We start from the raw sequence: 15469 nt of genomic DNA on the forward strand, positions 1-15469 counted from the left end.
CCCGAACTATCCCGGATCAGGGATGGGTGAAGTTCAGGCGGGCGAAATGCGCGCCGGTAACCAGCGGGATCCTCACCGTCACGCGGTCGATGCCGGCACCGTAGAATGCCGGATCTTCGACGATCAGCACGCCATTGATGCCCGCCACAGCCTTGGCCCAACTCGCGAGAGCGGTCGAATACTCCACGAATGGCGTGTAGCCTGCGGATTCGGTCGTGCGGCGGAACACGTAGTTCATATAGGTTCCATCGACCGTGGCAGGCTGCAGGAGGCTGTTGGAATCGGAGTTCGGACCGGAAGGGTCTCCGCCGATGACGAACTCGATGCCGTTCGGGATGCCATCATTATCGGAATCGACCGCAGGTCCGGCACCCGTGATGCCATTGAGCGTTTCCCACGAAGCGTACGGATCAGCGGGTGGAACCGTGATGGTGCCATCGCCAATGATGTAATCAACTTCATGCTGCGCCCCGGAGCCAAGTGCCCCATAAACACCCACTGGCTGCTCCATACCATCCAGCAGAAGCTTGCGGACGACATCGGTGGTGCCCGTGTTGAGTTCCAGGATGGCTCCCGTGGTCACGATGAGGTCCGAGGTATTTGGGAGATATGCGGTATTCATCGCCAGCGTTCCGGCGTCAACCGTGGTCGAACCGGTATAGGTTTCCGTGCCTTCAAGCGACAGTCTGAATGACCCTGCCTTGAACAAGCCGAAGTTGTTATCATTCGTTCCTACTCCGCCGAGCGCTCCAGTGAAGCTGCGGTCCGCGTTCTGATAGATGGTGAGCGTCACCGGGGTGATGCTGGTATTGACGATTGATCCCGCGCCGGAAAGCGTGGCGGCCTCTTGGTTGAAACCTTTAAGGACGAGCTTCGCGCCGGATGAGACAACCAGTTCGGCGGCGGCACCAATGGCGTTATCGGCGCCGGTGATCACCGTGCCGCCTTGGATCTTCAAACCGGCGTTGCCAGCATAGGCCGTGCTATTCAGTGCCACGGAGCCATTTCCCCGCTTGTAAAAGCCGAGGGTGGCCGCGTTCAGCGGTCCGTTGATCACGAGGTCCCCAGTGGCCGTGGCCGAGCCGGCGGGAACATTGACAGACATACCATAGCCGCGGCTGATGATCTGGATGTTCTGGTCGATGATCGATCCGGAGGCCCCGACGTCCATGGTAATGCCGTTGCCATTGACATCAAACGTGCCCAAGAACGCCAATCCCGTGCCATACTGCCGGATGGTGGTTGGGAGAGTCAGTAGCTCGATGCCACCGCTGGCGTTGTAGCTTGATCCGCCTTTCAGATACAAGCCGCCCAAGGAAGAGGTCCCGAGGCCCGTGACCTTGATCTTCGTATTCGCGTAGTTGGCACCAGTGGTGTAACCGATCTTCAGGATCGCACCTGCCGCCACTGTATAGGGAGCATCCGCGGCCCTTGCCGAAACTTCCAGCGAACCGGCGTTCACCGTGGTGAGTCCGGTGGAAGTGCTCGCTCCCGACGTGATGATCGAACCCGGGCCGTTCTTCACGAAGGCCAGGTTGTTCTCGTTCGTTCCGGAGCCACCCAGGATACCCGCGAAGGTCTTTTCCAGGCCACTGTAGTTGACGGTCAGGGTGGAAAGCGTCGCGCTGTTGCCGGTCACCCGGTTAGCCGTGCCGGTTCCCACCGTGCTGACGTCCGTGAAGGTCTGGCTGATGCCGTTAAGCATCAACTTGCCGCTGCCCGTGCCATTGCCGAGGATCAGGCTGGAACCGACTGCCAGACGGTTGTCCCCACCGCCCAGGATGATGCTGCCCGTCCGGATGTCCATGGGGTTCGTCGCCGTACTGGCACCCGTGAGCAGGACCGAACCGGTGCCGAGTTTGCGATATGAACCGGTCGTGCCCGTAAGGAGACCTTGCACGATCACATCCCCGGTGGCGGTGTTGGTACCGGCGGTGGGACTGAAGACATATCCAAACGAGCCCGGGACGTAGTCGATCGTTGACGCGAGAACCGTGCCGGATGCCGCGGCACTGGTCGTTAGATGAATCCCATTGGTGTCGTAACCGGATAGAATCGCGTTACCGGTTCCATAGGTGCGGATCGTGGTCGGCGCGGTGGTGACATTGATACCACCATTGTTCTGGAAGCAAATGGTTTTGCCGCCCTGCAAGTAGAGTCCCGTGGTGGCGTCAACACCCGTACCCGCGATCGCGACGCCGGCGTTATAGCTATTCGAAACGGCATAGCCGAAGCGCAGAGTCGCACCCTTGCCCAGCGTGTAATTCGCCACGCCTGTACCCCGGGCTTGGACTTCCAAAGTACCTTCAAGAACCGTGGTGCCAGCGGTGTAAACGTTGGCGGCCGTCAGGACAGTGGTGCCAGGTCCATTGACCATCAGAGAGTTGTTGCTCGCGAAGGTGAGGTTCGGCGTGCCGGTGGCTGTGGCGGCGGCGCTGAGGGTGATCGTCGTAGCGTTCCCGATCGCGGCGAGAGTGGTTCCTCCGGGAACGCCGGTTCCGGTCACCGCCATGCCAGTGTAAAGGCCCGCCGTGCTGACTACCGTCGCGGTGGTGGAGGCCGTGGTGGTGGCACCGGCCTGCGTGCTATCAGCAAGACCCAGAACCGAGCCAATCGTGAGAGTGCTGGCGGCCGCGTTTTGCGTCACGTTGAAGCCTCCGCCCGCAGAGCCGGTGACGAGGCTACCGCCGGTGATTGTAACGGCGTTGGTTCCGACGGTACCTGTCATCAGGACACCTCCGGAAGAAAGAGTGTTCTGGCCGGAGAGGGTGACAGTCTTGGCGGCCGCCTCGTTGAAGCGCAGGGAGTTCGTCACGGCGGCAGCAGCGGGGTCGGCTCCCGCGGCAGTGACATCCGTGTTGTTGCCGGCTGCCCAGGTGTCGGTGGCGAAGGTCGCGAGACCGGTGATCGGGCTGGCACCATTGGTCACCGCCCAGGTATTACCATCGAAAACGGCCCAGCTTCCGAGGATGCCATTCGTATTCGCGTTGGAGGGTGCGACCGATGATCCCGAGGAAACCCTCAGGATGCCACCGGTGTTGGGACGTGTGAAGGTGGTCGCGGAAGCACTGGAGGCGGAAGGGAAGGAAACGATGCCGCCATTGATATTGATGGCGCCAGCCGACTGCGCGCTCGACCCGGTAAAGGTCAAGGTGCCGACTCCAGACTTGGTGATGTTCGTGAGGCCACCGTTGCTCTGGAAGCCGGGAAGGGTCACGTCGCCGCTTCCGTTGACCGTGACTCCTTTCGCTCCGGCACCGGTTGCGGTTGAGGGTCCGGTGAGAGTCAGCGTTCCAAGTCCCTCACGCGTGAGGGTGCCGCCTCCCGTCGTTCCGCCAAGATCGAATGCACGACTGATGGTGAGGGCAGGGCCTTCATAAATCAGGATACCCTGAGTGGTTGTGCCACCGAGAGTGAGCGTGCCTCCTGTTCCAGCGAGGGACGAGGTGCGGAGAGTTCCATTCTGCACGGCGAGCGGACCGGTGAAGGAATTCGTCCCGGAAAGTGTCACGACGTTGGTGCCGCTTTTCAGCAGGCCGCCGATGCCGCTGACGCCGCCGGTGACCGTAAGCGTGGCCCCACTGACAGCCCACGGTTGATCCGCTGCAAGAATGATGTTATTCTGGATATTGACCACTTCCCAGTGGACTTCCGGAATGCCGGTAGCACCGAGGGTGATGTCGGAGCCGGTCAGTACGGGTGGAGTCTGGGCATCCTCGAAACGCATGCCGAGATAGGAAACCGGAGTGGCGAAGGTAAGCGTGCCGCCGCGGGACTCCTGCCCACCCGCGGTCACCGTGTCTCCGTCCGTCATCCAGGCAGCGACATCGCCGGGACCCGGTGCCACATCCCCGACCCAATTGGTCGCCAGAGTGGCCTCGGCAGTGGCAGGGGCGTTGGTGGTCTTGTAGGCGATTTGCGCCGAAAAGGCGAGTCCTTGCGTGAGAACGATGGTTGCGAACCCGGCAGTGAGGTTGCTGGGCAACAGGCGATTGTTGATAAAAGGTTTCATAGAGGGATAACTGGATTGGGAATGTTGAAGCAGGTCTTGGGTTGCGGTTTTTTATTGGAAGATAGCGGGAGTCAGAAGTGGATCGGGAGGCTTCGAATGTGACCGGCGGGATGCTGGCAAGTGCCTCAAAACAAGGAAAACGAGCTATTATCTCGTGTCAGATTAACTTGGGCTGACCAGCAATCCCTATGCCTATTTGCGAAAACTGCGAAGAAAATTCCTAATGAAAAATCTGTACAACAGTATTGCACAGCAACCCGAAACCATCGAAACTGCCTCAACCATGGAAATACCGATGCCCAAAGGCCTGGCCTCCTCCGTGGCCCGGCACTTGCGCCTCCATCCGCCCCCCACGGATGAGGATGGCACCCTTCCCGGAGTGCGCGTGCTCGCGAAGACATTGGGGGTTAGCGTCCCCACCGTATGCAAGGCGCTACGTTTGTTAGAGAAGGAGCAATTCCTGGAAGCAGGCGGTGATCGCCGTAAATGGCGGCTGACCAACTCTCCTTCCACCCTGCCACTCACGCCCTCGCCATCGCCCGTTAGACCGATCTCCGGCAAGCTGCTGTTCCTCACCCCCCAGCCTCTCGGTGGCGAGCGCTTCAGCGGTGTGGAGGTATTCGCCTCGCTGCTCGACCGGCTTGCCCCCAGCGGATGGGAGGTGATGTATCGCGTCCAAAAATTCACCGAAGCCAAGAACCCGCGGAGGTCCTGGGACCAATTGTTAGCCGTGATGAATCCTCAGGCGATCGTCGTGCTGGGCGGCACGCCCGTCTTGGCCACATGGGCAGCCAGGCAGAAATGCCGCACGCTTTTCCTTGGCGGCGATCCCGGGGACACCGGCCTGCCCGTGATCGCCGTGAAGCTCGCGCAGATGCTTGAGGAAGCCGCCACCCGCCTCCTGGCCATGGGACATCGCCGGATCATGCTTCCCTTGTGTGCCCGCCAGACCTCGATCGTTGAGAAGTGCCGCCGCGTGGCCGCAGCATTGTCGGGTCCCGGCAGGAAATCCGAAAACCCTCTGTTGATCGTGGAAACCGGTTACATGGGACCGGAAGTCATCGTAAACCTCCTGCGCAGACAGTGGAAAAAGGCTGTTCCGGATGCGGTCATCTTTCTGGATTGGCGGGAATTCGTCGCAGCCTCCTCCTTTTTCAACCAGGTGGGAATTGTGATCCCGCGTGATTTGTCCGTCATCATCCTTTCGCAAAACACGGCGATCGAGTGGCACGTGCCCCCCATCAGCCACTTCGAGCATCCGGTGAAAATGATCTCCCGGATCATCGCGCGCTGGGTCGTGGATGAAAAGACCGAGGGAAATCCCGGGACCTTAACGGAGGTGAAAGCCCTCTGGAACGAGCGCCAGAGCGTCATCGCGAGGTCAACCGCCGTGAAAGTTCCGGGCAAGCCGCGCTGAAGGCGCTTCAGATACCTGGCACGGCCATCGGAAACACCTTGTTCTCACCCACCTCTTGCCGGAGCACTTCCACCGCCCGCGCCACCAGCTCGGGATGATCTTTGGCGATGTCCTTCTTTTCCGAGCGGTCTCCCTTCAGGTTGAAAACTTCCCAAGGACCTGGATTCTTGGTCATCAGCCCGCGGCGGATCACTTTGAAATCACCCAGCCGGACTGCTGCCTGCCCGCCGTATTCCGGGAAAAACCACAGCATCGGATCCGCTCTCTCCACCTTGCCGGTGCCGGTGATCGCCGGCCATAGATTGATTCCGTCCAGCCCTTCCGGAGGAGTCAGGCCCGCCGCCCCGCAAAGGGTCGGGAACCAGTCCGGGAAATAGCCGACCGTGTCATTCACCACCCCGGCGGGAACTTTTCCCGGATACCGGACGATGAGCGGTTCCCGGATGCCACCTTCATACAGGCTGCCTTTCCAGCCACGCAGACCGGACTCGCTGTCGAAAAACTCGGGATCCGCACCGCCCGTGTGGAAACTGCTCTTGGCCCCGGGGTGCGTCGCGCCATTGTCGCTGGTGAAAATGATCAACGTTTCATCCAGGATACCGGCTTCCTCGAGCGACTTGCGGACCGCACCCACATGCCGATCCAGATCGCTGATCATCGCGGCGTATGCCGCACGTGGACGCGGATGCGGCAGATAGCCGGCCTCACCGCGGTAGGGCTCGGCATCCCACGCCTCGGGATATTGCTCCACCGAGGACTTGGGCGGATGCATGGCCACATGCGGTTCGGTGAACGCGAGGTAGAGGAAAAACGGGCGCTTGCTGTTTTGCGCGATGAATTTTCCCGCCTCCTCCTCCATCAGTGTCGGCGCGTAGGTCTTGCCGATCCACTTGTCCATTTCCACCACTCCCTCCTTCTGGGTCGCATACGCCGGGATCGGCTCCGGATTGATTTCCACCTGCTTGTCGTTCCTCCACAGAAACCGCGGGTAATAGGAATGGGCCACCGCCTGGCAATTGTAGCCGAAGAACAAATCAAACCCTTTTTTGTTAGGATCGCCGGTGCTTCCCACCGGACCGAGCCCCCATTTGCCAATGGCACCCGTGGCATATCCCGCCTTTTGGAAAACTTTGGCTAACGTGGGAACCAGCTCCGAGATCGGATACTGTCCCTCCTTGAATTCCGGAAATGCGACCTGTGCCTGCTGGTTGCCGCGGATCTCCGCGTGCCCGGTGTGCATCCCAGTCATCAGCGTGCAGCGCGCGGGAGCACAGACCGCGGACCCGGAATAGTGGCTGGTGAAACGGGAACCTTCACTTGCCAGACGGTCTATGTTAGGAGTCAGGATTTTCTTCTGTCCGTAACAACCGGTTTCCCCGTAGCCAAGATCATCCGCGAGGATGAACACCACGTTCATCGCAGTAGCGGGCAGGCCGAGAAGAAATGAGATTCCAGCAGTTAGAATTCTGGCACGTGTTGTCATGGTGTGGCAAGGGTGATGAAAGAGTATCCTTTTTGTTTCGTAGTCGGGTCACGATGTTCCGCGCAATTGCCATTCCCATCCTCGCCCTGGCGTTCACCGCAGGCGGTCTTCATGCCGCCGGAACCGATGCCCCTAACACCACCGCCCCCGGCAAACTCCGGGTGCTTACCTGGAACCTCCACCACGGCGTCGGGGAGGATGGAAAATTGGATTTGCCGAGGATCGCGGCAGCCATCAAATCCATCGATCCGGATCTCGTCGCGTTGCAGGAGATCGACAAGGGCTGCGCCCGCACCGGAAAAGTGGATCAAGCCGCCGAACTCTCGCGGCTGACAGGAATGCGCGGCGCTTTTGGAAAAGCGATGGATTACGATGGAGGGGAATACGGCCAGGCCATCCTTTCCAAGAGTGAACCCTCCTCGACCATGGTCCACCGTCTCCCCGGCTCCGGCGAACCACGCATTGCCTTCCAGGCGACTTTTGCCAGTGCGGGTGGTGAGTTCCATTTCCTTACGATCCATCTCTCCTCCGAAGACACGGATACCCGCACCAGCCAGGCACGGTTTCTCGCCGATGTCCTCTCCAAGGTCTCCGGACCCCTGGTTTTGGCGGGAGATTTTAACGACGTTTCTGATTCCGAGCCGATGAAATCCTTCGCCAGGGATTGGCAGGCCGTCGTCAAAAAAGGACCCGCACTCACCCATCCCGCGACCAAGCCGGAGATTGAAATCGATCACATCCTGGTCCGCGGATTCGACGCTACCGATGGAGCAGTCGTGCTGGAGGAAAGCATCGCCTCCGATCACCGGCCGGTGCTCGCGATACTGGGTTTTCAGAAGTGATAGGTCCATGGCTTCAAAGCGGACGGATGGCGATCACGTCGAGTTCCGCCAGCGCCGTCCAAGGATTTCCTTTGACCTCGCCGAGCGCCACCAAGCGGATGAATTTCACCTGTCTAACGGGTGAAAATGAAATTGTTTCCAATCCACCACCCTTGAGTGTTCCGGCCGAGGCCGTGCTTCCCCAATCCTTGCCATCCACGCTGGTGTAGATCTCGTATTCCTTGATCTGCCCGTTAGCGCTGTCCTGCCGTGGCAACAGCGTCACCCCGGCGATCTCGGCCTTCACGCCGAGGTCCACCACGATTTCATGCGGAGGCTTTGGAGCAGCACCGGACCATCGGGTATGCCAATACGTATCCGGCTTCCCGTCGATCGCGTGAATGGCATCCCCTTCACCCGGCTCCTCGCTGTCCGCCTTCACGATTTTCCAGGTGCTGCGCGGAATCGAATAGGGAAACTCCCGTGAGGTGACTGCGGAGCGGATGCGGCCCGGAGCTTCCGCGATGGCCTCCACCTTCGCCTCATCCCCTAACAAGAACGGTGTTGTCCAGGATTGCCACGCACCATTGCCGACCCGGTAGCGGATCGCCGCGTCCGTCCCAGGCGAGGACAGCACCACGCGTCCTTCCTCGTCGCGCTCAATGGAAACCGGCGCGGTAAGCGGCGCTTCCGGCAGGGCGACAACTGCGGGATCCTCTCCCTTTTTCAATGGCCGGATCGAGAACCCAAAATTATAGGGACCGGAATGCACGATATCCTGATCCAGCGGGCCCGGTCCGCAACTCGCCCCACCCAAACCAAGCACCCGCGAGTCCAGCGACAGCACCGTGCGCTTGGATTCAGGCAGATCCACCGGATGCCGGGCCGCCAGCATTTCCATCGACGTCCATGGCAGTGCCGTGGCGGAAAACTCCCCGCGCGCCGCGACGACAAAGCCATTCCCCTCCCCGTCTGCTAGAGACACCCACCGCACATCCTCATGGTTCGCCATGTCCATCGGTTTCGGATAGGGAACGACGAGATCCACCACCCGCTTGGCATGGATGCCGATGTCCGAACCCGTTTTCCGGTCAGGGTAATTCTCTCCCGGCCCGCGGCCATACCACTGGAAACGATCCAACTCCGGGGAAACCATGAACTCGGTTCCAATCCTCGGCAGCACGATGGAAGGTCCCACACCCTGCCCCGCCACATCCAGCGAAACGGTGCCGTCAGCGAAGATCGACCACGTGAAGACGCTCTCGAAATGGAAATCCTTTTCGCCCAGCTCGCGGCCCTTCACCACCTTGTGGTCGCCATTGGTCTGCTCCGGCACACGGTCCGCGGTGAGTCCTTGCGAACGCACGCTTGCGATGATCCGCACCACGGCGTCCTTCCCAGATTCCACCTTCACCTCGGTCGCCCGGTCGGCCAGTTGGTGGAGGCCGTTCGCGAACCAAGTGTTAGAAGTCCAGATGTCGTTGTCGGTGAAAGCGCGGAACGCGTTGAGCCGGGAAGGCCCGACAAGCATCTCCCGGCCGCCATACTCCAGCGAAACCAGCGCGCCGGTCCGCTTGTCGATGCCCGCGGAAAATCCATCGCCTTTCACGGAAACAAGGTCCCCGCTATCCGAAACCTGCGGTGGGCCAACCGCCTTCAGCAGCGGCCGCGCCACCTTCTTGCTGCCAAGCCGCAGCTGGCTGGCAGCCACTTCGTAACCCTTGCCCTGCCAGCTCGCGTCGTCCTTCAGGTGAAAGGAAACACGCAGGAACGTTTCATCCGTGACGGCTCGTCCGGCGTCCTTCAATGGAATCGCCAACTTTACCTTCGCCCGTGGCGCAAGGGTGAGCGGCGGTAGCTTCCCGCTATCGATCACGGCACCAGACTCCGTTAGAGACCAGTGGATTTCAAATGCCGACAGGTCGCGGAAGAAATACTTGTTGAACACCTCCACCATTTCCGGCTTTCCCGCCACCGGGGAAACGACGATGTCCTGATAGACCCGCTTGACCTCCGCGAAGGCCGGTTTTGGATTCCGGTTCGCCGCCACCACTCCCTTGAGAATGAAGAGGCCGTCGTTCGGCTTGTCCCCGAAGTCCCCGCCATACGCCTCGAATTTCCTAACACCCGCCTCCGGCTTCCCGCGCGCCAGATCCACGCTCACCTTGCCGCCGCTTTCCCGCGCATGGATCGCCTGGTCCTGCCATTCCCAGATGGACGCGCCAATGATGTTGTCGCTCGATTCGATCGCCTCCCAGTAGTCGGCCAGATTGCCCATCGCGTTGTTCATGCTGTGCGCGTATTCACAGATGTAGAAAGGCTTCTTCCGGCCCTTTTGCGCGGCGAGGGATGCGACCCAATCCACGCTCGGATACATCGTGCTGTCGATGTCCGGGATGTCGTTGTTGCGCTCGTAATGGTCCGGACGGGAGGTGTCGATCGCCTTGAGCGCCTCGTGCGCCGCCTGGAAGTTCTCCCCCGGCCCGGCCTCGTTGCCGAGCGACCAGATGATGATGGACGGGTGGTTCTTGTCCCGCTGCACCATGTTAACCACCCGCTGCACGTGGGCCGCCTTCCACTCCTTGGGATGGGAAAGCGATTGCTCGCCGTAATAGTAACCGTGGGACTCGATGTTCGCCTCGTCCACCAGATAGATGCCGTGAATGTCGCAGAACTCATACCAATACGGATCGTCGGGATAGTGGCAGGTCCGCACGTGGTTCACGTTCGCTTCCTTGAGGCGGATGATGTCCTGCATCATGCGCTCCCGCGTCACCGTGTGGCCCGTGTCCGGCTCCATCTCGTGCCGGTTCGCACCTTTCAGTTTGACTGGTTGCCCATTGACCAGAAACACGCCGCCCTTGATCTCCACCTTGCGGAAACCCGTGCGCAGGGAAACGGCCTCCAACGGTTTCCCCGCTCCACCGGCAGCGCGGCTCTCCACCACCACCGTATAAAGGTTCGGCGTCTCCGCCGTCCATTTGAGCGGATCGACCACCTTGAGCAGGACGCCCACTTCCCGCTCCGCTCCGGCCTCCAGGGTCTCCCCGCCTGCGGCCGTTTCACCGCCCGCGATCTTCTTTCCCGCCGCATCTAACAATGACACCGCAAGCGCCGGAGCCACCGCCGCATCCTGGCCCAGGTTGCGCACCGTGGTCTTCACCATTAACGTGCCATCCTTGTAATTTCCATCCAGGTCTGGCAGCGCGAACACATCCCGGATCTGCATCCGGGGAGTCGCGTGCAGATAGACACTGCGGAAAATTCCGCTCAGCCGCCACATGTCCTGACACTCCAGGTAGCTGCCATCCGAATAGCGATAGACCTCCGCCGCGATGACATTCCCATCCGGCTTCAGATAAGGCGTGATGTTGAAGCAGGCCGGCGTCCGGCTGTCCTTGCTGAAGCCCACGTAGCGGCCGTTGATCCACAGGTAGAAAAACGAATCGACTCCATCGAAGGTAACGAAGATCTGCTTTCCATCCCAATCCTTTGGCACGGTGAAATCGCGCCGGTAGCTGCCCACCGGATTCCGGTCCTTGTATGCCGGCCAATCCTTAGGCGGCTCTCCCATCACGCTTGGCCAGTCGCGTTTGAACGTGTAGCGCTGGTTCGAGTAGATGGGCGTGTCGTATCCCTCCATCTGCCAGTTAGACGGCACCGCGATCTCAGCCCATCCGGACACATCCGCTTCCGGCTGTTGGAAATCCAGAGGCCGTTCCGACGGATTTCCCACCCAATGGAATTTCCACGGCCCGTCCAGCGATTGGAAAAACGGCGACTTCTCGCGCACCACCGCCTTTGCGGATTCCGCATCCGGAAACGACATAAAGGTCGCCCTCGGCTGCTCCTTGTTCAGCGAAAGGTTTTGCTCCTGCTGCCATTCCTTGCCCGTCGGAGAAACCTCGGCCGCAAGAGCCGCGGCCCCGCAGGCCAGCAGCAACAGTGTCGCTTTCGCGAGGGTTTCGGTCCTGTTAGCCGCCCGTGGAAGGCTTTTGGCATCAGTCGGCGGGTCCAGACGGTCTTGTGGTTTCCTCATGCGTGGTGATCGGTTCGCTCTCTTATTATCACGAGCTAATTCCCTCGGTCAACCGCCATCGTGGGTTTGGCCGGACATTTCATTCGCCTTTCCGCAGTTCCTCCAGCTTCGCCGCCATCGCCTTCAACTCCTCGGGTCGTGAACTCGCCAGATCCACCTTTTCACCCGGATCCGCCCGGACGTCGAACAACGCTCCCGGCGGCTCGATCACCGCGGTTTTCCACGGCCCCAACATCTCGGTTGTTTTGCCCGGTGGAATGAATTTCAAGTTCCCTTCCCGCAACGCCAGCCTGCCCGCGTGCTCAACAATGTGGCTCCGTCCCACCGGAGAATCTCCTAACAAAGCAGGCAGGACGTTCTCGCTGTCCCGCATCGTTTTCGGGTCGGGCTTGCCAGCCGTCAACGCCGCCAGGGTGGCGCAGAAATCCACCTGGCTCACCAGCGCGCCCAGCCATTTGCTCAGGCTCCGGGGCGATAAAATGGAAAAAAACAACAAGTTAAGCTTAATTTACTTCATGGATTCATAAAAAATATTGGCAACCTACGTGTTAGCGTGTATAGCCATGACCAGTCCCATGTCCCTCACATCGAAACCAGCCACCCCGAGAATTTTTAAAAATGCCTTTAAAGGAGGTATTTTCACCCTGCCAAGTCTGCAACGGCTTGTCCGGCTGACGTTCATCACCGGTCCGCGTGCCCTGCTTACGTCCCGGTTGAGCCCCCGCAGCGCATCTTATATCATGCTGCTGTGTTTGCCTGCGATCATGCTTTATCTGGCGATGACCGTGCCATCGATGCTCTTCCAGTCACCCGATCAGGAGGCATATTTCTATTTTGCCAGCTCGCTCAACCACGATCTTTCGTCCGGCTACATGCTGGCGTTGTCGGTGCTGTGCATGTTCGTTGCCCTCACCCTTCCGGCAGCATCCCCGGATCCCTACACGGCTGGAAGATCTTGATCGGCTCGCCCCGCGTTGGCGGCGATGCAAAATTCGGCAAATTTGTTGAACTTTCGCCGTTAACAACGGCTTTCAGGACGCGTATGGAGCGGGAGAATTTCTTCCGATTTCCTGAATGCCCCGCCGCCTCCTCATTTTAGCGACTCTTTCCACTTTGGCCTCCGCCGAGGAGAAGGTGACCTACGACGATCAGGCGTTTCCGATTTTCCAACAGACCTGCCTCAATTGCCACAACCCTGACAAAACCAAGGGCGGACTTGATCTTTCGACCTTCGCCGGCGCGCTTAAGGGAGGCTCTGGCGGAAAGATTGTCGAACCCGGTGATACTGGATCGAGACTGATCGGCGCGCTGATGCCTGGGGCCGAAAAGCCGATGCCGCCCGAGGGAGAAAAACTCACCGGCGACAAAATCGATGTCCTCAAGCACTGGATCGAAGGCGGCCTGCTTGAAAACAAATCATCGTCGGCCCGCAAGCCATCGAAGCCGAAATTCGAAACGACTCTCCGTTCCGACCCCGCCGCCAAGCCCGATGGCCCGCCGCCGATGCCGATTGATCTCTTGCTGGAGCCGCCGGTCGTCACCTCCCGTGCCTCCTCCATTCATGCGATCATCGCCTCGCCGTGGGCTCCCTTACTGGCCGTTACCGGACAACATCAAGTCCTGCTCCATCACACGGAATCGCTGGAACTCGTTGGCATTCTTCCCTTTCCCGAAGGCGATCCGATCTCCCTAGCCTTCACTCCGGACGCCCGCTACCTGATCGTCGGCGGCGGAGTGCAGGGGAAATCAGGAGTCACCGTCACTTTTGACATCACCACCGGAGCCCGCTTGCTCACCGTGGGCAAAGAGTTCGACAGCGTCCTTGCCGCCGACATCCGCCTTGGATTCGACATTGTCGCCACCGGCGGGCCGTCGCGCCTGCTGAAAATCTGGAACACCGAGACCGGCGATCTGGTGAAATCCATCAAAAAACACACTGACTGGATCACCGCGCTCGACCTTTCCGGCGACGGCGTCCTCCTCGCCAGCGGCGACCGAAACGGTGGCGTCTGGGTCTGGGAAAGCGAAACGGGTAACGAATACCAAACCCTTCGCGGCCACCAAGCCGCCATCACCGCCACCGTTTTCCGCAACGATTCCAACCTCCTCGCCACCGCTTCCGAGGACGGCACCGTCCGGTTTTGGGAAATGAACGGCGGCAGCGAGGTGAAAAAAATCGACGCCCACCCCGGCGGAGTCACCGCTTTTGCCTTTGGCCGCGATGGCTCGTTTGTCACCGCCGGGCGCGACATGAAGGCCAAGCTTTGGAAGCCGGATTTCAACCCCGCCCGCGATCTCGTTCAAAATCTCCCCGCCCTCCCCACCGCCGTCGCCCTCGATTCGGAAGGCAAACGGGCGTTTGTCGCAGATTCACTAGGAACCATCCGTGCTTTCCAAACCGAAGACGCTAAGTTAGTTGGCGAAATTCAATCAAACCCTCCCACCATCCAATCACGGTTGGAAACACTCGTTTCGCAGATTTCCACCCAGCAACAATCGATCGCCGCCGCCGAGAAACAATTGGCGGACAAAACCTCCGCCCGCGATGCCGCCCGCCAGGGTTTGTCGGAAGTCGAAAAATCCCGCCAGCAGGCCGACGAAATCCAGAAGGCCGCACAAGCCGGTGCCGAACAAACCAAAAGCGAAGGCGCGGTGAAAATCGCCGCAGATGCCATGGCCCGGGTTCAAGCCATCGACCAAGGAATCCCCGGCGCAAAATCCGCACTGGAGGCCGCCGAAAAAACCGTGGCCGAAACCGCCGCCGCCCTGGCCACCACGCAAGCACCGCTGGTCGCCATGAATGCCGCTGTCAAACATTGGACCGCCGCCGCCATCAATTCCAAAGCCATCGTCACCCGCCACAATGCCACTGAATCCGCCGTCGCGCTCGAAGACTCGCAACTCAATTTCACCAAATCCGCCGGACAAATCTCCCTCCGCGCCGATGCCCTGAATTCCAAACGAGCCGAGCGCGAGCAACTGGCGTCCCGTTTCAAGCAATCCCCGCCCTCACCGGAAATTGCGGCGGAACTCGAAGCCACCTTGGCGGCCATCGACATCAGCATCGGCCGCGAACTCGAAGCCCTCCAACAGTCGGAAAACGAAGTCGCCACCACCCGCGACACCATCGAGCAATCCGCACCCCTCGCCTTCGCGAAAACCGCCGAAGCCGATTCCCTCCGCGCCGCCTATCGCAAGGCGCTGGAATAAATATCCCACTGGGATCGACGCTCCGCCCCCGCATTTCCCGGCCACTCGGAGAGTTTTGCTTGAAACACCCCGCCAGCACGGGCATATCCCTGCCGCGACAACGCACCGGAGAGGTGGTCGAGTGGTTTATGGCTCCAGTCTTGAAAACTGGCTTAGGGAAACCTAACGAGGGTTCGAATCCCTCCCTCTCCGCCATCGCAACCTTTTGTTGAGAATGCCCTTGGCGGTTCCTTTACGCAACCCGCCCTTCAACAATGGAGGGCGAGAACAACCGCCGAACTTCGGGCTCCCGTCGCTGCGGACCGCCCGGCCAAAACGAGCAAACCTTCAAGACGGGCAATCGCTCATTAGACCCATTGCCCATTGGCGTCAATTTAAGGTCTGAAGCCGTTGCCGTTTTGCTTGAGGGATTTCCGTTTTCGTTTGCAGCGACAGATGTGTCTCGGGTCGAGGGGCAGTTCTGCCGATAATCTCCGGATGATCTTCA

General features: G+C 60.0%; 8 protein-coding genes and 1 tRNA gene. 5 read left to right on the forward strand and 4 right to left on the reverse strand.

Going from position 1 to position 15469, the window contains the following annotated elements; genetic code table 11:
* Positions 1-16 precede the first annotated feature (16 nt).
* A complete protein-coding gene (locus ABIQ96_RS08320; protein ID WP_348214110.1) occupies positions 17-4012 on the reverse strand; it encodes an autotransporter-associated beta strand repeat-containing protein in 3996 nt (1331 codons plus the stop codon).
* A 223-nt stretch (positions 4013-4235) separates the two neighbouring features.
* Between ABIQ96_RS08320 and ABIQ96_RS08325 the strand changes: the two genes are divergently transcribed.
* Positions 4236-5429, forward strand: coding sequence for a substrate-binding domain-containing protein (locus ABIQ96_RS08325; RefSeq protein WP_348214111.1), 1194 nt, complete (start codon positions 4236-4238; stop codon positions 5427-5429).
* 7 nt (positions 5430-5436) lie between these two features.
* On the opposite strand, the gene ABIQ96_RS08330 is transcribed toward ABIQ96_RS08325, so the two are convergent.
* Complete coding sequence (locus ABIQ96_RS08330) at positions 5437-6912, reverse strand: arylsulfatase (protein ID WP_348214112.1); 1476 nt, start codon at positions 6910-6912, stop codon at positions 5437-5439.
* Positions 6913-6965: 53 nt separating this feature from the next.
* Here ABIQ96_RS08330 and ABIQ96_RS08335 point away from each other — a divergent pair, with 53 nt between their 5' ends.
* The gene (locus tag ABIQ96_RS08335; RefSeq protein WP_348214113.1) at positions 6966-7754 is read left to right on the forward strand and encodes an endonuclease/exonuclease/phosphatase family protein; all 789 of its coding nucleotides are present in this window, start codon (positions 6966-6968) and stop codon (positions 7752-7754) included.
* Positions 7755-7767: 13 nt separating this feature from the next.
* Here ABIQ96_RS08335 and ABIQ96_RS08340 read toward each other — a convergent pair whose 3' ends face one another.
* The gene (locus ABIQ96_RS08340) at positions 7768-11772 is read right to left on the reverse strand and encodes a glycoside hydrolase family 2 TIM barrel-domain containing protein (protein WP_348214114.1); all 4005 of its coding nucleotides are present in this window, start codon (positions 11770-11772) and stop codon (positions 7768-7770) included.
* Positions 11773-11851: 79 nt separating this feature from the next.
* A complete protein-coding gene (locus ABIQ96_RS08345; RefSeq protein WP_348214115.1) occupies positions 11852-12268 on the reverse strand; it encodes a hypothetical protein in 417 nt (138 codons plus the stop codon).
* Between the two features lie 79 nt (positions 12269-12347).
* Here ABIQ96_RS08345 and ABIQ96_RS08350 point away from each other — a divergent pair, with 79 nt between their 5' ends.
* From ABIQ96_RS08350 to ABIQ96_RS08360, 3 genes are all read left to right on the forward strand, one after another.
* Positions 12348-12731 carry a hypothetical protein gene (locus tag ABIQ96_RS08350; protein WP_348214116.1) on the forward strand — a complete coding sequence of 128 codons (384 nt, stop codon included), beginning with the start codon at positions 12348-12350 and terminating at the stop codon, positions 12729-12731.
* 115 nt (positions 12732-12846) lie between these two features.
* Positions 12847-14982, forward strand: coding sequence for a c-type cytochrome domain-containing protein (locus ABIQ96_RS08355; protein ID WP_348214117.1), 2136 nt, complete (start codon positions 12847-12849; stop codon positions 14980-14982).
* 107 nt (positions 14983-15089) lie between these two features.
* A tRNA-Ser gene (locus ABIQ96_RS08360) sits at positions 15090-15177 on the forward strand.
* The last annotated feature ends 292 nt before the right edge of the window (positions 15178-15469 follow it).

Origin of the sequence: Luteolibacter sp. (genome assembly GCF_039920825.1) — a bacterium.
Lineage (GTDB): Bacteria > Verrucomicrobiota > Verrucomicrobiia > Verrucomicrobiales > Akkermansiaceae > Luteolibacter.